The sequence below is a fragment of the Tatumella sp. JGM130 genome, from assembly GCF_018257525.1.
GTDB classification, from domain to species: Bacteria; Pseudomonadota; Gammaproteobacteria; order Enterobacterales; family Enterobacteriaceae; genus Tatumella; species Tatumella punctata.
The window spans coordinates 48510-68016 of sequence record NZ_JAERJS010000015.1 but is presented as its reverse complement, the minus strand read 5'-3'; the positions used below and the strand labels follow the sequence as shown (position 1 = coordinate 68016).

The 19507-nt window shown below is 51.5% G+C and carries 20 protein-coding genes; 7 read left to right on the top strand and 13 right to left on the bottom strand.

Annotated features, from left to right (window positions below):
* Positions 1-108 precede the first annotated feature (108 nt).
* A complete protein-coding gene (locus JK211_RS09105) occupies positions 109-471 on the top strand; it encodes a YacL family protein (protein WP_212708362.1) in 363 nt (120 codons plus the stop codon).
* Positions 472-526: 55 nt separating this feature from the next.
* Here the strand turns inward: JK211_RS09105 and speD are convergent, their stop codons facing one another.
* From speD to JK211_RS09090, 3 genes are all read right to left on the bottom strand, one after another.
* The gene (speD, locus tag JK211_RS09100) at positions 527-1330 is read right to left on the bottom strand and encodes an adenosylmethionine decarboxylase (protein WP_212708361.1); all 804 of its coding nucleotides are present in this window, start codon (positions 1328-1330) and stop codon (positions 527-529) included.
* A 30-nt stretch (positions 1331-1360) separates the two neighbouring features.
* Positions 1361-2221 (bottom strand): polyamine aminopropyltransferase, encoded by an 861-nt coding sequence (speE, locus tag JK211_RS09095; RefSeq protein ID WP_212708360.1) that lies wholly within the window; start codon positions 2219-2221, stop codon positions 1361-1363.
* Positions 2222-2314: 93 nt separating this feature from the next.
* The gene (locus JK211_RS09090; protein WP_212708359.1) at positions 2315-2665 is read right to left on the bottom strand and encodes a YacC family pilotin-like protein; all 351 of its coding nucleotides are present in this window, start codon (positions 2663-2665) and stop codon (positions 2315-2317) included.
* 156 nt (positions 2666-2821) lie between these two features.
* Here JK211_RS09090 and cueO point away from each other — a divergent pair, with 156 nt between their 5' ends.
* On the top strand, positions 2822-4459 hold the full coding sequence (gene cueO / locus JK211_RS09085) for a multicopper oxidase CueO (RefSeq protein ID WP_212708358.1): 1638 nt from the start codon (positions 2822-2824) through the stop codon (positions 4457-4459).
* 177 nt (positions 4460-4636) lie between these two features.
* Positions 4637-5173 (top strand): hypoxanthine phosphoribosyltransferase, encoded by a 537-nt coding sequence (hpt, locus tag JK211_RS09080; protein ID WP_212708357.1) that lies wholly within the window; start codon positions 4637-4639, stop codon positions 5171-5173.
* A gap of 218 nt (positions 5174-5391) precedes the next feature.
* Here hpt and JK211_RS09075 read toward each other — a convergent pair whose 3' ends face one another.
* Complete coding sequence (locus JK211_RS09075; RefSeq protein ID WP_212708356.1) at positions 5392-5568, bottom strand: hypothetical protein; 177 nt, start codon at positions 5566-5568, stop codon at positions 5392-5394.
* On the opposite strand from JK211_RS09075, the gene JK211_RS09070 reads away from it, so the two are divergent.
* Both JK211_RS09070 and JK211_RS09065 read left to right on the top strand, forming a co-directional pair.
* A complete protein-coding gene (locus JK211_RS09070) occupies positions 5556-6479 on the top strand; it encodes an ABC transporter ATP-binding protein (RefSeq protein WP_212708355.1) in 924 nt (307 codons plus the stop codon). The two genes, JK211_RS09075 and JK211_RS09070, sit on opposite strands and share 13 nt — an antisense overlap.
* Complete coding sequence (locus JK211_RS09065; RefSeq protein ID WP_212708354.1) at positions 6479-7249, top strand: ABC transporter permease; 771 nt, start codon at positions 6479-6481, stop codon at positions 7247-7249. The genes JK211_RS09070 and JK211_RS09065 overlap by 1 nt, the downstream gene beginning before the upstream one ends.
* 42 nt (positions 7250-7291) lie before the next feature.
* Here the strand turns inward: JK211_RS09065 and panD are convergent, their stop codons facing one another.
* The 9 genes from panD to thpR form a co-directional block, all read right to left on the bottom strand.
* Entirely contained in the window at positions 7292-7672 is a 381-nt protein-coding gene (gene panD, locus JK211_RS09060) for an aspartate 1-decarboxylase (RefSeq protein ID WP_212708353.1), read from the bottom strand.
* Between the two features lie 14 nt (positions 7673-7686).
* Complete coding sequence (gene panC / locus JK211_RS09055) at positions 7687-8559, bottom strand: pantoate--beta-alanine ligase (RefSeq protein ID WP_212708352.1); 873 nt, start codon at positions 8557-8559, stop codon at positions 7687-7689.
* A gap of 15 nt (positions 8560-8574) precedes the next feature.
* Positions 8575-9369: a 3-methyl-2-oxobutanoate hydroxymethyltransferase gene (panB, locus tag JK211_RS09050; RefSeq protein WP_212708351.1), complete on the bottom strand. Its 795-nt coding sequence runs from the start codon at positions 9367-9369 to the stop codon at positions 8575-8577.
* Between the two features lie 103 nt (positions 9370-9472).
* Positions 9473-9952: a 2-amino-4-hydroxy-6-hydroxymethyldihydropteridine diphosphokinase gene (gene folK / locus JK211_RS09045; protein WP_212708350.1), complete on the bottom strand. Its 480-nt coding sequence runs from the start codon at positions 9950-9952 to the stop codon at positions 9473-9475.
* Positions 9953-9954: 2 nt separating this feature from the next.
* Complete coding sequence (pcnB, locus tag JK211_RS09040; protein ID WP_212708374.1) at positions 9955-11364, bottom strand: polynucleotide adenylyltransferase PcnB; 1410 nt, start codon at positions 11362-11364, stop codon at positions 9955-9957.
* A gap of 40 nt (positions 11365-11404) precedes the next feature.
* A complete protein-coding gene (gene gluQRS, locus JK211_RS09035) occupies positions 11405-12337 on the bottom strand; it encodes a tRNA glutamyl-Q(34) synthetase GluQRS (RefSeq protein WP_212708349.1) in 933 nt (310 codons plus the stop codon).
* Positions 12338-12406: 69 nt separating this feature from the next.
* Positions 12407-12862, bottom strand: a complete 456-nt coding sequence (gene dksA, locus JK211_RS09030; protein ID WP_038022990.1) for an RNA polymerase-binding protein DksA — start codon at positions 12860-12862, stop codon at positions 12407-12409.
* A 179-nt stretch (positions 12863-13041) separates the two neighbouring features.
* Complete coding sequence (sfsA, locus tag JK211_RS09025; protein WP_212708348.1) at positions 13042-13746, bottom strand: DNA/RNA nuclease SfsA; 705 nt, start codon at positions 13744-13746, stop codon at positions 13042-13044.
* Between the two features lie 11 nt (positions 13747-13757).
* Entirely contained in the window at positions 13758-14300 is a 543-nt protein-coding gene (gene thpR / locus JK211_RS09020; protein WP_212708347.1) for an RNA 2',3'-cyclic phosphodiesterase, read from the bottom strand.
* Between the two features lie 131 nt (positions 14301-14431).
* On the opposite strand from thpR, the gene hrpB reads away from it, so the two are divergent.
* Both hrpB and mrcB read left to right on the top strand, forming a co-directional pair.
* Positions 14432-16879, top strand: a complete 2448-nt coding sequence (gene hrpB, locus JK211_RS09015) for an ATP-dependent helicase HrpB (protein ID WP_212708346.1) — start codon at positions 14432-14434, stop codon at positions 16877-16879.
* Between the two features lie 95 nt (positions 16880-16974).
* The gene (mrcB, locus tag JK211_RS09010) at positions 16975-19473 is read left to right on the top strand and encodes a bifunctional glycosyl transferase/transpeptidase (RefSeq protein ID WP_212708345.1); all 2499 of its coding nucleotides are present in this window, start codon (positions 16975-16977) and stop codon (positions 19471-19473) included.
* Positions 19474-19507: the final 34 nt, after the last annotated feature.

Below are 19507 nucleotides of genomic sequence, written 5' to 3'. Positions count from 1 at the left end.
CATCTCCCCGACAGGTCAGGCCGGAGTGTCCGCCGGACGGTAATTTCGCTACACTACGGGGGAATATGCACCGCAGAATATTGTGACTGGTGCAGTAAGGAGTCAGATGTGGAATACCAGTTTGTGAATGATGTCACCGGCGGCGTCATCGTCCGGATGTCGATGGACCATGAAGCCGTAGGCCATTGGTTTAATGAAGAGGTTCAGGGGAATCTCGCGTTACTGGATGAAGTGCGCGCAGCGGCATTGTCTCTTAAAGGTACTGAGAACCAATGGCATAAAACAGGTAAAGAATACAGCCTGTGGGTGGATGCTGAAGAAGTGATGATCGGGGCAAACATCCTGTCATTTGACACGGATGAATTAGAAGAAGGCATGGCGTATTACGATCAGGAATCACTGGCGTTCTGCGGACTGGAAGATTTTTTTCAATTGATGGATGCCTACCAGAAGTTTGCCATCACCTCCTGAAAAGGTCTGCCGTGTAAAGATACCGGACCGGCCTTGTTCACCGGTCCGCGTGCACTTATTTTTGGCTAACAGCAGGAATATTACGGCCGTAGTAAATTTCGCGCATTTCTTTCCACAGTAAGTCAGTGATCCGCTGATGTTCCTGAGCGGTCAGATCATCCGGTCTGGTATTAAACAAATAGTGCTTCAGATCGAATTCTTTCAGCATCATTTTAGTGTGAAAAATATTCTCCTGATAAACATTTACATCCACCATGTCGTACATTGATTTCATATCATCTGACATAAAATTCTGAATAGAATTGATCTCATGGTCGATAAAATGTTTGAGTCCCTTAACATCGCGGGTAAACCCTCTGACACGATAATCAATAGTGACAATGTCAGATTCCAGTTGGTGGATCAGATAATTAAGTGCTTTCAGGGGGGAGATAACCCCGCAGGTCGAGACTTCAATATCGGCACGGAAAGTACAGAGCCCGCCTTCAGGATGGCTTTCCGGATAGGTATGAACGCAAATATGGCTTTTATCCAGGTGCGCAACAATGGCATCGGGCAGCGGTCCCGGATGTTCTGATGTATCAATATCTTCGGGGTTAACCGGTTCTTCACTGACCAGAATGGTGACGCTGGCACCCTGAGGTTCATAATCCTGACGGGCAATATTCAGAATATTGGCACCGATAATTGAACAGGTTTCGCTCAGTATTTCAGTCAGGCGATTGGCATTATATTGTTCATCAATATAAGCAATATAGCCGTCACGTTCTTCTTTTGAATTCGCATAGCAAATATCGTAGATACAAAAACTCAGGCTTTTCGTCAGGTTGTTGAAGCCATGTAGTTTCAGCTTTTGCAATTTAGTTCACCTCCTTCAGGGAATGCAGGGTTATTTAGTTACCAGCGCATTCAGTAAATATTGGGGTAGTGCGAAACTCGCTAAATGAATTTCCGGATTATAATAACGGCAGACGAGTTCGGTATGAGAGACCCGGGATGTCAGAGTGTCGATATCTGTTTTACGCAGAGAGGCATTGTTACTGGCCCACGCGAAAGTCATTATTCCGCCATAATAGGTCGGTACTGCTGCCTGATAAAAGGTCACATCGGAAAAGTAGGGGCTCAGGCGCTGATAGCTGTTAATTGCTTCATCCTGTTGCAGGAAGCAGACACCATTCTGAGCGACAAAGACACCGTCATCATTCAGGCAGCGTTTACAACCGGCATAGAAGTCTGAAGTAAACAGGCTTTCGCCGGGACCGATAGGATCGGTACAATCAGAAATAATGACATCAAATTTCTGGTCGGTCTGGCTGACGAAATTGACACCATCGTCTATGACCAGAGTAAAACGCGGATCATCATAAGCCCCGGCACTGTGTTCCGGCAGGTACTGGCGACAGAAAGTAACTACGCCGGCATCAATTTCCACCATCGTAATTTTTTCCACACCGGGATGACGTGCCACCTCACGCAGCATACCACCGTCACCGCCACCGATGATTAATACACTCCGGGCATCACCATGGGCAAAAAGCGGAACATGGGTGAGCATTTCATGGTAGATGAACTCATCCCGTTCTGTGGTCTGTACCACTCCATCCAGAGCCATTACACGGCCAAAAGCACTGTTTTCAAAAATTACCAGGTCCTGGTGTTCGGTTTTTTCCCGGTATAATTCTTTATCAATGGTGAAGTATTGCCCGAAACCATCATGCAGTGTTTCATGCCACTTCTCATGCTGAGACATGCTATTACCCTCAGTGCTGCGTTACGAAGAAAATAAGCAGGCTATCATAGCGAAGTCAGGGGGGGGATGCACGGCAGAAACCGTAAACTGAAATTATCTGTTTACATACGCCAGTAAACTTAAGGATTTATCGGCCAGCGAGCGACACTTTTTGGCGGTAGGGACGGCGATGCCACTCAGATCCTGATAGCTGGACTCTCCCCGTTGTTGCATATTCATCAGATCATAATTGCTTAAGTCCCAGTGATTCTGGCGGGCGAAAAAAATAAGGGCGTTGCGGATCTGTGTATCGGGGATATCCTGATAACCACAATCATTTTTCAGGTAGATAAATACCGCCGTTAAATCGGCCATATCTTCTGCCTGTGATTCATCAAGTGCGAAACTTGTACCGGATGCTCCCAGCAAAGCGGAAAGCAGCAGGAACCTGATAATTTTACTCATGGGGGTTCTCTGATCTCTGTGATGTGATGAACGTTAGCATAGTTGTCCTCAGGATGACGACAGTTTTGACTTTTTCGCAAGGATCGGGCCCTTGACCTTCCGTCTGGGGTAGGGTTTAAGCTTAGCAAATCACATTTCTGTCTAAGGGCCATTCGTATGCAGCGTCGCGACTTTCTGAAACTTACTACCGCGTTGACGGCCGCCGGATTACTGCCGATCTGGAACCGTTCTCTGATGGCCGCTCCCCGGCCATTGCTTCCTGTCCCGCCGGTGTTAACACCGGATATTCGTCAGCGGATAAGGCTGACGGCAATGGCCGGTACCAGCCAATGGCAGGGAAAAACAGTTCCAACCTGGGGATATAATGGCAGTTTACTGGGGCCGGCCCTGCGCCTGCAACGTCGTCAGGAGGTTACCGTTGATATTAATAATACCTTACCCATGGCAACCACTCTGCACTGGCATGGGCTGAAAGTGGAAGGCGATGTAGACGGTGGACCCCATGGGGTGATCACCGCCGGCGGACGGCGACAGGTGACCTTTACTCCGGATCAGAATGCTGCAACCTGCTGGTTTCATCCGCATCTTCATGGTCAGACCGGATATCAGGTGGCGAAAGGGCTGGCAGGGCTGGTGATTATCGATGATAACGAGATTGATAAACTCCGATTACCGATAGAGTGGGGCGTCGATGATATTCCGCTGGTGTTCCAGGACAAGCGGCTGACGGCTGATGGTTCAGAGATAGATTATCAGCTGGATATTATGCGGGCTGCGGTTGGCTGGTTTGGCGATATTATGCTGACCAATGGTGTCAGTTACCCGCAGCATGCCGTACCGAATGGCTGGCTGCGTTTCAGGATGCTTAACGGCTGTAATGCCCGCAGCCTGATGATCACCAGCAGTGACAAACGACCGCTGTATATTATTGCCAGTGATGGCGGTTTATTAACGGAACCGGTGAAAGTCGAGTCTCTGGAGATGATTCCGGGAGAACGTTTTGAAGTGATGGTTGATACCAGTGATGGTAAGCCGTTTGACTTTGTTACGTTACCGGTTGAACAGATGGCTATGACGCTGTCACCTTTTGATCAGCCGTTACCGCTGGTCAATATTCTGCCATTACGTGTTGCTGGCAGCAGCACGCTCCCTGACCAGCTGGCCACCCTGCCGGCCCTGCCTGCACAGTCTCAGCTTGATACACTGAATAAAAGAACGCTGAAGTTATCAATGGATAAACAACTGGACGAACTGGGAATGGCGGCACTGATGAAACGCTACGGCCAAAAATCAATGCCCGGAATGCATGATTCAGCCATGTCCGGTATGGCCATGAATAATTCCCCGATGCCCGCAGAAGGGATGTCGGTAACCCAGATGCCAGCAGGCCACAGTATGCATATGACGGGCATGGCGGCAGAGCCGCATACTTCGGACTATGATTTCCGTCAGGGGAATAAAATCAACGGTAAAGCTTTTGATATGCATGAGATCTCCTTTGATGTGCCGTTACAAACCAGTGAAATATGGCGGATCAGTGGTGAAGATGACACCATGTTGCATCCGTTCCATGTACACGGAACCCAGTTCCGTATTTTATCGGAGAACGGCAAGCCGGTAGCTGCCCACCGGCGTGGCTGGAAAGATATCGTTAAAGTGGAAAACGGCGTTAGCGAAATACTGGTGAATTTCCCGCGAACGGCGAGCAAAGAACAGCCTTATATGGCGCACTGTCATTTGCTGGAACATGAAGATACCGGCATGATGCTGAGTTTTACCGTCAGCGGCAGTTAATCCGTCAGTAAACAGGCCCGCACTACGGGCTGACAGCCGAATTCCGGGGTTAATCGGCTGTCGGTCTATCGTGCGGGCCTTTTTCTGTGCGATAATCCACAGCCTAACGCAGGAGTATTACTGTATTAATTCCGGCCATTAATGAGGTTTAGCTGAGTAAAATCAGTGAGATATATTATGAAACACACTGTAGAAGTGATGATTTCCGAACAGGAAATTAAACAGCGCATTGCCGCGCTGGGGCAGCAAATTACCGCAGATTACCGTGACCGCGGCAATGATATTGTGCTGGTAGGGCTGTTACGTGGATCATTTATGTTTATGGCTGATCTGTGCAGGGCTATCGAGGTATCTCACGAAGTCGATTTTATTACCGCGTCAAGTTATGGCAGCGGTATGTCGAGTAGCCGCGACGTTAAAATTATCAAAGATCTGGATGAAGATATCCGCGGTAAAGATGTCCTGATCGTTGAAGATATTATCGATTCAGGTAACACACTGAGTAAAGTGCGTGAAATTTTACGGCTGCGTGAGCCGAAATCACTGGCAATTTGTACTCTGCTGGATAAACCAGAACGCCGTGAAGTGCAGGTAGACGTCGAGTATGTCGGTTTTACTATTCCGGATGAATTTGTGGTCGGTTACGGTATTGACTATGCGCAACGTTACCGCCATCTGCCTTATGTCGGTAAAGTTGTTATTCTTGAGCCATAAACCCGGCTAACTAAATAGCACAATCTTTCAGGCCGCATGATACGGCCTGAATTATACTAACGACGAATTTCACCGAAACGCCGGATTTTTCGGCCTGACCGGCAGCTATTTCCATAGGCCGGAAGAACGCGCTGCTGTGAGCGACCGGAGGCACTGGCGGATGCTTGTCACTCTGACGTGGTTCTGAGCATTATTTCCCCGTGATATTGAATTCAGCCTTACCCGGCCAGCGTACCCGCTTTCAGCCATACAGGTAACTTTATGGCCCGGCCACTGATAACGATATCTCCGGTATCGGGCATTTGATTGCCGGACGGCTCCGGTATATTCACCACACAATTATTCTCGTTAAACACGTCCTCACGACGGGTATGGAGCAGGTATGACTTATGCACTGGAAATTTCCGGACTGACCAAGACCTATGGTGACAATGTCAGGGCCCTGAAAGGGCTTGATTTAAAAGTTAAAGCAGGGGATTTTTATGCCCTGCTGGGGCCTAACGGTGCCGGAAAATCCACCACCATTGGTATTATCAGTTCACTGGTGAATAAAACGTCCGGACAGGTCAGCGTCTTCGGACATGACCTGGACAGTGACAAGGTTAACGCGAAACGCCAGCTGGGGCTGGTACCGCAGGAATTTAATTTTAACCCCTTTGAAACGGTGCTGCAGATTGTGGTCAGCCAGGCAGGCTATTATGGGGTGGAACGTAAAGACGCACTGGTGCGGGCCGAAAAGTACCTCCGCCAGCTGGATTTATGGGAAAAGCGGGACCAGCGGGCAAGAATGCTGTCCGGCGGGATGAAACGCCGTTTAATGATTGCCAGAGCATTAATGCATGAACCTAAACTGCTCATTCTTGATGAACCTACTGCCGGGGTCGATATTGAATTACGGCGTTCAATGTGGGTCTTTCTTAAAGAGCTGAATATTCACGGCACCACCATTATTCTGACCACCCACTACCTGGAAGAAGCTGAAATGCTGTGCCGAAATATCGGTATTATTCAGCGTGGTGAGCTGGTGGAAAATACGTCAATGAAAGACTTGCTCGGCAAACTAAAATCGGAAACCTTTATTCTGGATCTTGCACCACACAGCCCGCTGCCGGTACTGGAGGGGTTTACCTATACCCTGACTGACACCTCCACCCTGGAAGTTGAAGTGATGCGTGAGCAGGGGCTGAATTCGGTTTTCAGCCAGCTGACAGCACAGGGGATTTCGGTACTGAGTATGCGCAATAAAGCGAACCGTCTGGAAGAATTGTTCGTGAGTCTGGTGAATGGCACAACGGAGGACAACTAATGGCACATTTATATTGGGTGGCGCTTAAAAGCATCTGGGCGAAAGAGGTCCACCGTTTTATGCGTATCTGGGTGCAGACCCTGGTGCCACCAGTCATCACCATGACGTTGTATTTTATTATTTTTGGTAATCTGATTGGGTCGCGGATCGGTGATATGCATGGCTTTAGCTATATGCAATTTATTGTGCCGGGGCTGATTATGATGTCGGTAATCACCAATTCTTACGCAAACGTGGCATCTTCTTTCTTCAGTGCCAAATTTCAGCGGAATATTGAAGAGCTGCTGGTCGCTCCGGTACCGACCCATATTATTATTGCCGGTTATGTTGGCGGCGGTGTGGCGCGCGGAATATGTGTTGGTATTTTGGTGACTGCCATTTCATTATTTTTTGTGCCGTTCCATGTTTACTTCTGGCCGATGGTCGCGTTAACTATTGTACTGACCTCAGTACTGTTTTCGCTGGCAGGGTTACTGAATGCTGTGTTTGCGCGGAGTTTTGATGATATCAGCCTGATCCCGACCTTTGTGCTGACACCACTGACTTACCTTGGCGGAGTATTTTATTCACTGTCATTATTACCGCCGGTATGGCAGGTTATCTCTAAGCTGAACCCGATTGTCTATATGATCAGTGGATTCCGTTATGGTTTTCTGGGCATTCATGACGTCCCGGTGGGGCTGACGATTGCTATTTTACTGGTATTTATCGCGGTATTTTATGCGGTAGTCTGGACGCTGATCCAACGTGGCAGAGGGCTGCGCAGTTAATCACAGGCCCCGGGAGCAACCAATAGCCCCCGGGGTCTCCGCTTATGCCATCTGTACCGGAACGGCTTTAGCCTTGCGTTGCAGTTGGTTACCTTCTCCGAAATAAGCCATTTTAGGCTGCCACTGACGGGCCTGCTCATCAGTGGCCTGCACATAACTACAGATAATCAGCAAGTCGCCGACGCAGGCACAGCGTGCAGCTGCACCATTTACCGAAATAATACGTGAGCCGCGCTCTGCGGCGATGGCATAGGTAGAAAATCTCTGGCCATTATTGACGTTATAAATATCAATAGCCTCGTACTCAAGTATGCCAGCTGCTTCCATAAAGTCCTGATCAATGGCGCAGGAGCCTTCATAGTGTAAATCTGCCTGAGTGACAGTGACGCGATGCAGTTTACCCTGCAACATGGTACGCAACATAGACGGGGCTTCCTTTAGTGAGATACGACATCATTGCCGTAAAACTGAACCTGCTGATTGTCGATCAGTCGTGCTTTACCCAGCCATGCAGCCATCAGTATCACGGCACTGTGACTGTCGGCATTAAGAGGAAGCAGTGTTTCACTGTCACAGACAGCAATACCGTCAGGAATAAAGCCGCTGTCACGTAATTGCTGTTCTGCACTGGCAATCAGGCTGGTGGTATCTGCTTGCGGACTGGTCAGCCCTTGCGCCATTGCATGCATTATCTGGCTTAAGCGTGGTGCAGCCTGGCGCTGTTCGCTGCTCAGATAGCCGTTACGGGAGCTGAGAGCCAGATTATCTGCTGCACGGACAGTCGGAACGCCAATGATCCGGATATTGTAGCCCATATCAGCCACCATTTTGCGGATCAGCAACAGTTGCTGGAAATCCTTCTCACCAAAACAGGCAATATCCGGCTGTACCATATTAAATAATTTACTGACAATGGTCGTTACACCGCGAAAATGTCCCGGCCGGCTGGCACCTTCCAGCAGGTATGACAGTCCGGGAACCTCGACAAATGTCTGAGCATCAGTACCTGCAGGAAAAATGGTACTGGCGGCAGGTGCGAACAGAATATCGACCTTATGCTGTGTTAGTTTTTCACAATCGTCGCTAAACGTACGCGGATAACGGGCCAGGTCATCAGCCCGGTCAAACTGCATCGGATTCACAAACACAGAGGCAACCACAATATCGGCATGCTGATGTGCTGTATCCACTAATTTCATATGCCCGTCGTGAAGGTTACCCATGGTCGGGACCAGGGCGATGCGCTGATTTTTCTGACGCAGGCGACGAATTTCGTCATGTAATTCGGCCGGTGTTTCGATAATTTTCACAATGAATCTCCTGACTTACTGAAAGCTGTGTTCCGGAGCAGGATAGCTGCCTTCTGCGACCTGACGAATATACAGTTGTACTGCTTCACGGATATCTCCGGTTTCCGCCAGAAAGTTCTTACTGAATTTGGGGATATGTCCGGCGGTAATTCCTAATGCGTCATGCATAACCAGAATTTGACCGTCGGTCTGGTGACCGGCACCAATGCCGATTACCGGAATAGTGAGTGCATCCGTCACCCGTTTTGCCAGAGCCTGAGGCACACACTCCAGAACCATCAACTGGGCACCGGCTTTTTCCAGTGCCAGAGCATCATTTAACAGGGTCTCTGCTGCCTGAGCATCACGGCCCTGAACTTTATAGCCCCCGAACACATTTACCGATTGTGGTGTCAGTCCGAGATGACCGCAAACGGGGACCGCGCGTTCAGTCAGACGACTGACGGTCTCACACAGCCATGCTCCGCCTTCCAGTTTCACCATATTAGCACCGGCACGCATCAGTCGGGCCGCGTTTTCACAGGCTTGTACCGGAGTCGCGTAACTCATAAACGGAAGATCAGCCAGCAACAGTGCTGCACCGGCACCTTTACGCACCATGGATGTATGGTAAGCGATTTCATCTGTGGTCACGGGCAGGGTGGAATCATGTCCCTGGACCGTCATCCCCAGAGAATCGCCGACCAGTAATACCGGAATCCCCTGGCTGGCAAACAGATGAGCAAAGCTATATTCATAAGCGGTCAGGGCTGCAAATTTTTCCCCTGATAATTTCCATTTACGAAGATCATGAATTGTAACTGGTTTCATTATAACCTCTTGTCATTATAATTTTAGGTGGCGAGTTTACAGGACAAATGAATCACAGGGAAATACCTGCGGTGCGGTGACCGCAGGCCGGAAAAGGGGGAGGTTACCAGGCGGTAATCGGGGAAGTATCCAGCGCGGACAGCAGAGCAGCGATACTGCGCCCATCGGGATAATGGCAGTCCGGCGCTATTTCACAGAGCGGCACTAACATAAATGCCCGGTTATGCATATCATAGTGCGGGATGGTCAGATGCGGCGTCTGAATCCTTTGTTCACCAAACAGCATGATATCCAAATCAAGAGTACGCGGCCCCCAGCGCTCATCTTTACGTTCGCGTCCCTGTTCCAGTTCGATGCGCTGGGTATGTTCCAGCAGCCTTTCTGCACTGAGTGACGTTTCCAGAGCAATTACCGCATTCAGATAATCCGGCTGATCCTGTGGCCCGTAAGGCGGGGTGCGATAAAATGACGAGGTAGCAACCCGCCGGCTATCCGGAACAGCATCCAGTGCATTCAGGGCCGCCTGTACCTGGCGTAGCGGGTTAGTCAGATTACTGCCCAGGGCAATATAGGCCAGAGTCATCGTCAGTTATTCCTGGCGGATGGCTGACGACGACGGGAACGGTTATGCCGGCGACGCTGATGAGGGTCACTCCCGAGGCTGTTAATCATGGCAGACTGGCGAACCGGTGGAGCCGACTGGAACTCGCCCCACCATTGTCCGAGCCGTTCCAGTTCGCTGCTATTTTCTGTTTCAGCACGCAGTAGCAGCAAGTCATACGCCGCACGGAATTTAGGGTGTTCCATCAGTTTCCATGCACGTTTACCGTGACGACGTGGCAGACGTAATTGCAGTGACCAGATATCACGAATCAGACTGGTGATCCGTTTAGGGATCGCAATAGCACGACAGGCCTCATCGAGGGTGTCATTCATTGCCAGAGCAAAAGCTTCATACCAGGGCAGACCGCTCTCCTGAGCAATCTGCTGTGCCCGTTCAGACTGCGGATACCATAGCATCGCGGCAAACAGGAACGCCGGGTTGACCCGCATATCATTATGGATCCGCCGGTCAGTATTTTTCAGCACCTGAATAATCATGCGTTCCATCGGGCTGTCACCCTGTGCCGTAAGATACTGGGTGATGGTCGGGAATAATGGCTGGAATAACTGATATTGCATCAGCAAACCGTAAGTCTGTTCGCCGTAGCCTGTCTGTAGTAATTTTAATGATTCTTCGAACAGGCGCGCTGAAGGGATATCCGTTAGCAGGCTGGATAACCGGGTCACAGGCTCTGCCGTTTCTGCAGCGATGGTCATATTCAGTTTTGCGGCAAAACGAACAACCCGCAGCATCCGCACCGGGTCTTCACGGTAACGGGTTTCAGGATCACCAATCAGGCGGATAACACCTTGCTGAAGATCCTGTAAACCGCCGACGTAATCACGGACGGTAAAATCGGCCACACTGTAATAGAGGCTGTTAATGGTCAGGTCACGGCGCTGGGCATCATCCTCGATAGAACCGAAAATATTATCCCGCAGTAACATACCGTTCTGGCCACGTTGTGACTGGTTACGGTCATGTTCGTTATCTGCAGCGGCTTCGCTGGCATGATGGCCACGGAAGGTCGCGACTTCGATTACCTCAGGCCCGAACATCACGTGGGCCAGACGGAAACGCCGGCCAACCAGGCGACAGTTACGGAACAGCTTACGCATTTGTTCCGGCGTGGCATTGGTCGTAATATCAAAATCTTTTGGTTTTTTACCCAGCAGAAGATCACGGACACCGCCGCCAACCAGATAAGCTTCAAAGCCTGCTTTATTCAGCCGATACAACACCTTTAATGCATTTTCGCTAATGTCTTTTCGGGAAATATTATGCTTATCACGGGGAATGATAGTCATCAGATTTTGGTCTTTTGTCTCAGCGGGCACGTCCTCTTCACGAAGAAGAACTTTCCGACAAAAATTTGCTACTCGGGTAAAAATAGTACACCTCGACAGTGACATAAATTAAGTGATGCTCAAATCAGCGGCTAATCATAGCCTGTTGTGAGCAATTTGAGAATGCTGTAAGTGGCTGCTCCGGGATTAAAGCGTCATTTATTGGGATATTATCTGTTGTCCAGTGGCATATTGCCTGACTCAGCAACTGATCACGCGACAGATCCTGCCAGCGGGGACTGACCGTCTGGCCGAGGAAACGCAGTGCCTGTACCAGCACCGGCCGCGGGTCCCCCTCCGGCAGGGGCGGCGCATGATTTTGTTTGGACAGTTTGTGGCCATCTCTGTTTAAGGCTAAAGGCAAATGCAGATAGTCGGGAACTGGCCAGCCTAATTGCTGATACAGCGATATTTGCCGGACTGTCGGAACAATTAAATCAGCCCCGCGGACAATTTCGCTGACGCCCTGAGAGTGATCATCCACCACAACGGCCAGGTTATAGGCAAATAAGCCATCACGGCGGTGAATAATAAAGTCTTCGGCAGCGAGGGCCGGATCCGCAACAATCTCACCGCGTAACCGGTCATGGAAAGAAAACACCGGTTGCAGCTGGCGAATTCTGAGTGCTGCGTCGCCGGCGGGCAGTGAGCGCTGGCGGCAGTGACCATCATAATAGCCACCACATTCACGGATGCGGCTGCGTGTGCAATCGCAAAAATAGCTCTGATGCTGGGAGATCAATTGCTGAATAATATCCCGGTAGGCATGGCTGCGCTGCGATTGCCAGAGCACATCACCGTCCCAGTGCAGGCCGTAGTGTTCAAGCTGATGGAGAATAGTACTGGCGGCGCCGGGAATTTCTCTTGGGGGATCGATGTCTTCAATACGCACCCACCAGCGACCTTGCCGGGCGCGGGCATTAAGGTAGCTCCCCAGTGCGGCGATAAGTGAGCCGAAATGCAGTGCTCCGGAGGGGGACGGCGCAAAACGGCCGGTACAGCAATGTTCTGACGTCATAGGCAGCAGTGAGACGTACAACAGAGTCTGAAGGACTCTGCTGTACGGTAGCCTTGCGGCTGGCTGATATCAGCCAGCCATTTGCTTTTCACGGATCTCAGCCAGCGTCTTACAGTCGATACATAAATCAGCTGTCGGACGCGCTTCCAGACGGCGAATACCAATCTCGACACCGCAGGATTCGCAGTAGCCGAAGTCATCATCTTCGACTTTTTTCAGCGTCTTCTCGATTTTCTTGATCAGCTTACGTTCGCGGTCACGGTTACGCAGTTCCAGACTGAACTCTTCTTCCTGAGCAGCACGGTCAACCGGATCCGGGAAGTTTGCCGCTTCGTCCTGCATATGTGAGACAGTACGGTCGACTTCATCCCTGAGTTGATTACGCCAGGCTTCAAGTATCTTCCTGAAGTGTGTCAGCTGGGCTTCGTTCATATACTCTTCGCCCGGTTTCCCTTGATATGGCTCCACCCCAGCGATGGCGAGGATACTCAGGGACGATGTTTTACGGTTTTGCCCTTCTTGCATGCTGTTTCTCCTGGATAACACGCACTATCGATTCCCGGTGAGGGAAAAAAACAGGCCGCTATAAATAGCAGAAGCTATCTCTGTTGGCAATTACTGATATCATCTGTTGTTGACCACTTGTCAATAAATTTGACGGTAAAAAGCCGGATTATCTTTTTAATACACGCCGTTGCAGCTTTTTATTGGATGAAATCAATAGAAAATTCTATCTTAGCATCGGCAGGAGTCAGGGAAGCTTTATAGACCAGAATTTCCACCCCGGCGAGTATTGCCTGGTCGAGAAGTGCGGCATAGCGTGGGTCCAGGTGCCGTGCGACGCTGATACGCTCTATTCCGCTGTGTAATACGGCAAAAAATAATACCGCCCGCTGTCCGGCAGCAGCGATTGCCATCAGTTCCCGCAGGTGTTTTTGCCCGCGCAGTGTTACCGTATCAGGAAAATATCCCTGACCGTTCTCCAGTAACGTGACGGATTTTACTTCCACATAGCAGTCGGCTAGCTGCGGCTGTTGTAATAAAAAGTCTATTCTGCTGCCCTCTGAACCGTATTTCACTTCACTTTGCCAGTGGCTGTAGTCAGAAAGCTCAGTGATCACCCGGGCCCTGAGAGCTTCGCGGAATAACTGATTTGCCCGCTGGGTATTTACGCAAATTAAATCACCGTCTGCCGTGCCGGTCAGTTCCCAGCTATGGGGATATTTACGCTGTTTATTGTCAGACTCGGAATACCACACGGTATCCCCGGGAGTGGCACAACCGGTCATCGCGCCGGTATTGGCACAATGAAGGGTAAAGACTTCGCCCTGTGGGGTAACAACATCGGCAAGGAAACGTTTATAGCGTTTAAGTAAAGTGGCAGATTTGAGCGGCGGAGTAAACTGCATAGGGGGTCTCGTTAAAGGGGTGAGGACGGTTGCAGCGGGAACGTTGCCAGGCAACGGTTTTTTGCTCTCCCGCGTCCCGGAGCGCAGGCCATTAAGGAAAACCCGGTCACAGGAAACTGCCAGTGAAATCCGGTCGGCGGAAGGCTGACCGGCGAAAAAACATGGTGCAATAAACGGACATGGGGGCGGAAAGGCTGTGATGGCTGAGGACAACCCTGACGAGCCGCCTGTGAACGTAACAGCGCCCCCAGAGCTAATAAGCCGGCAGGCGCTGGCCGGCAGCCCAGCCAGACCAGTCCGGAACCGGGCCAGTATCCGGCATCGTTCAGGGTCAGCATAAATCCGCGTTGCTGAATACGGGCTGCCTGTTGTTGTAATCGCTGAAGGGTGATTTCCCTGAGAGGGCCCAGCCAGGCCAGTGTCATCAGCATGTCTGCGGCAGGCAGCGGGCGGCCATTATCTGCGGGGAAATGATCAGCCCGCCAGCGGACCAGTGACTTTTGCAGCGGCGAGGGGAGCTGAATCGCAAAAAAATATTGCTGCCCTGTCGTCATTAATATCTCCGGGTGACGGCTACAGTGCCTGACCTGCCTGATAGCTTTGCTCAGACGGGGGCAGGCGTGAGGATTGATCGGTTGGGTGTTATTATGGCGGATATATTAACACAGCTTGCGCGGAGTTTTATTTGCCACCGTTACCTGTCAGTGAAGTACTGGATAAATTATTGACTGCGCTGGAGACCCGCAGCGGAGCGTTGCTGGTCGCACCGCCCGGGGCAGGAAAATCCACCTGGTTACCCTTACAGTTGTTATCCCGCGTGCCGGATAACGGCAAGATCCTGCTGCTGGAGCCACGACGGCTGGCTGCCAGAAATGTTGCCAGGCGACTGGCAGAAAATCTCGGTGAATCTACCGGACAGACCATCGGTTACCGGATGCGCGGTGAGAGTAGTTGCGGGCCCGACACCCGGCTGGAAGTGGTGACTGAGGGGATTCTGACCCGCATGTTACAGCAGGATCCGGAACTGAACGGTGTTTCGCTGGTTATTCTTGATGAATTTCACGAACGCAGTCTGCAGGCGGATACGGCGCTGGCTCTGTTGCTTGATGTACAGCAGGGGCTGCGTGACGACCTGAAGCTTTTGTTAATGTCAGCAACCCCGGACTATCAGCGCCTGTCAGTATTGCTCCCGGAAGTCCCGGTGATTATTTCACAGGGACGCAGTTTTCCGGTCGAACGGCATTTTATTCCCCTGAGCACCCGACTGCCCTTTGCAGCCGCAGTAGCACGTGAAGCCACCTGTCTGCTGAATGAACACCAGGGGTCGATGCTGATTTTTTTACCCGGGGAACGGGAAATTATGGCCGTGAAACAGGAATTACTCAGCCGGCTGCATGACGCGACAGATATCTTCCCGCTATACGGAGCGATGAGTCTGACCGCTCAGCAACAGGCGATTGCCCCCTCGCCTGAGGGCAGACGGAAAGTGGTACTGGCAACCAATATTGCAGAAACCAGCCTGACGATAGATGGGATACGGCTGGTGGTCGACAGCGGGCTGGAGCGTGCGGTGCGCTATGATACAAAAAGCGGTGTCAGTGTATTACAGACGCAGCGGATTAGTCAGGCATCGATGGTACAGCGCGCCGGGCGTGCCGGACGCCTGACGGCGGGGTTTTGCTGGCATTTACTGAGTCAGGAACAGGCAGAGAGAGCGGCTGCGGTAAGTGAACCGGAAATTATTAACAGTGAGTTAAGTGCAGTGATGCTGGATATCCTTGCCTGGGGCTGCCGGGAGATGAGTCAGCTGCAATGGCTGGATCTCCCGCCACAAAAGCGCCAGCAAGCGGCACTGCAACTATTGCAGCAACTTGGCGCCACTGACGCGGGTCATCAGCTGACCGCGACCGGACGCAAAATGGCGGCGCTGGGGACTGAACCCCGGCTGGCGGCGATACTCTGTGCTGCCGGAGAAAATCCGGCGGCGATGGCAACGGCGAGTTTACTGGTTGCTATTCTGGAAGATCCACCGCGTAATGGCACTAATGATTTACTGTCTCTGTTTTTACACCCCCAGCCGGGATGGCTGAAACGAGCCAAAGCCTTACAGCAACGCACTGGCGTTCGTGGTAGTCAGGCCGATGACCGATTGTTAGCCGTGTTGTTAATGGCGGGGTTCAGTGACCAGCTGGCCCGCCAGCGTGGCGGAGGCGGGCGTTACCTGCTGGCAAAAGGCGTCGGCGCCGGAACAGCCGCTGATGATCCTCTGAGCCGTTATGAATGGTTACTGGTCCTCCGGCTGTCATTCAGTTCTCAGCAGCCAGAGGCCCGGATCCGTCTGGCCCTGCCGGTCGATATTGCTGAACTTGCCCGGCAGTGTCCGGATAAAGTTGAAGAACGGGATGATGTTGAGTGGGATGAAGAAAAAGGCATCCTGCGGGTACGCCGTCAGCAGGTGATTGGTTCGCTGATATTAACTTCACGTCCCGGCGAACGGCCGGCAGCGGCGCAGTTGCACCAGGCGATGTTGCGCTGGGTCAGGGCCAAAGGGTTGTCGGTGTTGCCCTGGACCCCGGCAGCTGAACAAATCCGTGCCAGGCTGGCTTGTGCCGGAGAATGGCTGAATGATGCGGACTGGCCGCCGGTGACGGACGACGCATTGCTGGACAGCCTGGAGCAGTGGCTGCTGCCGGAAATGGCGACGGTGACCGATGCCCGGTCGTTTAATACTATTAATATTTCGACAGCTTTATTACATTTGATCACATGGTCACAACGCCAGCGACTGGATAGTGCGCTGCCAACTCATTACACTGTGCCGACGGGCAGTCGTGTGCTGATCCGTTATAACACCGAACAGCCACCGGTGCTTGCTGTTCGTATGCAGGAGATGTTCGGTGAAGCTGATACGCCAGTGATTGCGGGGGGAAGAATCCCGCTGGTGCTGGAATTATTGTCGCCGGCTATGCGTCCGTTACAGATAACCCGTGATTTAGCGGGATTCTGGCAGGGGGCTTATCGTGAAGTGCAGAAAGAAATGAAAGGTCGTTATCCTAAGCACCCGTGGCCGGACTCACCTGCGACTGCGATGCCTACTCGCCGGAGTAAAAAATTTTCCCCCGGGCATTTGTGAACCGTCCGCTCTTTCAGAGGGTTCCGGCATGTAATTCTGCCGGAAGGAGACTAAAGTAACGCGCATGCTGAGGCTATGCCTGGAGAATAAAATTCATGTCTGGGAATGATCGCGAACCGATCGGGCGGAAAGGGAAGTCACCCCGTCAACCGGAAAAAGTTCGCCCCCGTGCGAAGAATAAAAAAAGTAACCGCTATGATGACCAGGACATCAATGCGAATGAGGAGGGGCAGTCATTGCCACGTAAAGGAAAAAAGAAACCCCCGGCAATGAAACGTCGCTGGCTGGGTATATTTATCAAACTCTTCCTGGTCGCTGCTGTTGTGATTGCGGCATGGGGCGTCTATCTTGACTCTGAAATCCGGCAACGTGTTGACGGCAGGGTCTGGCAACTGCCGGCGGCGGTCTATGGCCGGGTCGTCAGTCTTGAACCGGGTATGGCCTTTGATCGTAAGGGGATGGTCGATTTACTGGAAGGTACTCAGTATCGGCTGGTAACCAAAATCACCCGTCCGGGTGAATTTACGGTAAAAGGAAATACCATTGATCTGCTGCGCAGACCTTTTGATTTTCCGGACGGTAAAGAAGGGCAGATTCATGCGCAGATGACCTTCAGCAACGGTGAACTTACGGAAATCAAGAACCTGGACACGGGCCGTGATTTTGGTTACTTCCGTCTGGATCCGCGTCTTATCACTATGCTGCAGTCGCCTAATGGTGAACAGCGCTTATTTGTGCCGCGTTCCGGTTTTCCGAATACGCTGGTAGATACCCTGGTTGCAACCGAAGACCGTCATTTTTATGAGCATGACGGCATCAGTTTATATTCGATTGGTCGTGCATTTATTGCCAATGTGACGGCTGGCCGCGCAGTGCAGGGGGGCAGTACCCTGACTCAGCAGTTGGTGAAAAACCTGTTTCTGACCAACAAACGTACCCTGTGGCGTAAAATCCGTGAAGCCTACATGGCCATCATTATGGATTCCCGTTATAGCAAAGATCGTATTCTGGAACTGTACCTGAATGAAGTGTATCTGGGGCAGGCCGGTAATGACCAGATCCGGGGTTTCCCGCTGGCCAGCTTATATTACTTTGGCCGGCCGGTGGATGAACTGAGTGTTGATCAGCAAGCCTTACTGGTCGGGATGGTGAAAGGTGCCTCGTTATATAATCCATGGCGTAATCCGAAGTTAGCTCTGGAACGTCGTAATGTGGTACTGCGTCTGCTGCAACAACAAAAGTATATCGACGAAGACTTGTACAATATGTTGTCTGCACGGCCTCTGGGTGTTCAGCCAAGAGGAGGGGTTATTACTCCGCAGCCAGCCTTTATGCAGATGGTACGCAATGAGTTGCAGGATAAACTGGGCGATAAAGTGAAGGATCTCTCCGGAGTAAAAATCTTCACTACTCTTGATCCTCTCTCCCAGGATGCGGCAGAAAAAGCGGTAACCGAAGGTATTCCGCAGCTGAAGAAGCAACACGGATTAAAAGATCTTGAAACCGCGATGGTGGTGGTGGATCGCTTTAGCGGTGAAGTCAGAGCAATGGTCGGTGGTTCTGATCCGCAATTTGCCGGGTACAACCGGGCGATGCAGGCCCGCCGTTCGATTGGTTCCCTGGCAAAACCTGCGACCTATCTGACGGCGCTGGCACAGCCGCAAACCTACCGTCTGAATAGCTGGATTGCGGATCAACCGCTGGCACTGAAACAACCGAATGGCCAGGTCTGGAGTCCGGAAAATGATGACCATAAATTCAGCGGAAAAGTGTTGTTAGTTGATGCACTGACACATTCGATGAACGTGCCTACCGTCAATCTGGGCATGTCCCTGGGGCTGCAAAGTGTGGTGGATACCTGGACCAGATTAGGCGTTGGTAAGGATCAGCTGACGGCAGTACCGGCGATGTTACTCGGGGCGCTGAACCTGACACCATTGCAGGTGGCTCAGGCTTTCCAGACCATCGCCAGTGGCGGTAACCGTGCTACCTTATCGGCGGTACGCTCAGTGATTTCTGAAGACGGCAAGGTGCTGTACCAGAGTTACCCTCAGGCACAACAGGCTGAACCTCCGGAAGCCGCCTACCTGACGTTATATGCCATGCAACAGGTAGTTAACCGCGGTACAGGCCATGCGCTGGGCGCTCAGTATCCGACCATGCATCTGGCCGGTAAAACCGGGACCACCAATAATCTGGTGGATAGCTGGTTTACGGGGATTGATGGGAAAGAAGTTACAGTCACCTGGGTTGGACGGGATAATAACCAGACCACCAAATTGTGGGGGTCCAGCGGTGCGCTGCAACTGTATCGCCGGTATCTGGCCTCTCAGCCCCCCACGCCGTTAGACCTGACACCGCCAGAAGATGTATCGATGATGAACATTGATGCGCAGGGTAATTTTATCTGTGGTCCCGGAGACAGTACCTGGCGATCGTTGCCGGTATGGACAACAGACCCTGCGACTCTCTGCCAGCAGCAACAGCAACAGGTGCAGGTGCAGCAGCAACAACAGCAACAGCAGCAGCAGGTAGATCAGGATAGCAGCAGTAAAGGTGTGGCTGGCTGGATTAAAGATATGTTCGGCCAGTGATCCTGTGGGAAGATAACGAATAAAAAAGGCGCGG

What these genes read in the sequence shown, in the direction of transcription:
- hpt (WP_212708357.1), top strand. Translation starts at nt 4,637, where the DNA reads ATGAAACACACTGTAGAAGTGATGATTTCCGAACAGGAAATTAAACAG.
- sfsA (WP_212708348.1), bottom strand. Translation starts at nt 13,746, where the DNA reads ATGCAGTTTACTCCGCCGCTCAAATCTGCCACTTTACTTAAACGCTAT.
- dksA (WP_038022990.1), bottom strand. Translation starts at nt 12,862, where the DNA reads ATGCAAGAAGGGCAAAACCGTAAAACATCGTCCCTGAGTATCCTCGCC.
- cueO (WP_212708358.1), top strand. Translation starts at nt 2,822, where the DNA reads ATGCAGCGTCGCGACTTTCTGAAACTTACTACCGCGTTGACGGCCGCC.
- JK211_RS09090 (WP_212708359.1), bottom strand. Translation starts at nt 2,665, where the DNA reads ATGAGTAAAATTATCAGGTTCCTGCTGCTTTCCGCTTTGCTGGGAGCA.
- panD (WP_212708353.1), bottom strand. Translation starts at nt 7,672, where the DNA reads ATGTTGCGTACCATGTTGCAGGGTAAACTGCATCGCGTCACTGTCACT.
- speE (WP_212708360.1), bottom strand. Translation starts at nt 2,221, where the DNA reads ATGTCTCAGCATGAGAAGTGGCATGAAACACTGCATGATGGTTTCGGG.
- panB (WP_212708351.1), bottom strand. Translation starts at nt 9,369, where the DNA reads ATGAAACCAGTTACAATTCATGATCTTCGTAAATGGAAATTATCAGGG.
- gluQRS (WP_212708349.1), bottom strand. Translation starts at nt 12,337, where the DNA reads ATGACGTCAGAACATTGCTGTACCGGCCGTTTTGCGCCGTCCCCCTCC.
- JK211_RS09070 (WP_212708355.1), top strand. Translation starts at nt 5,556, where the DNA reads ATGACTTATGCACTGGAAATTTCCGGACTGACCAAGACCTATGGTGAC.
- folK (WP_212708350.1), bottom strand. Translation starts at nt 9,952, where the DNA reads ATGACTCTGGCCTATATTGCCCTGGGCAGTAATCTGACTAACCCGCTA.
- thpR (WP_212708347.1), bottom strand. Translation starts at nt 14,300, where the DNA reads ATGACGACAGGGCAGCAATATTTTTTTGCGATTCAGCTCCCCTCGCCG.
- mrcB (WP_212708345.1), top strand. Translation starts at nt 16,975, where the DNA reads ATGTCTGGGAATGATCGCGAACCGATCGGGCGGAAAGGGAAGTCACCC.
- JK211_RS09065 (WP_212708354.1), top strand. Translation starts at nt 6,479, where the DNA reads ATGGCACATTTATATTGGGTGGCGCTTAAAAGCATCTGGGCGAAAGAG.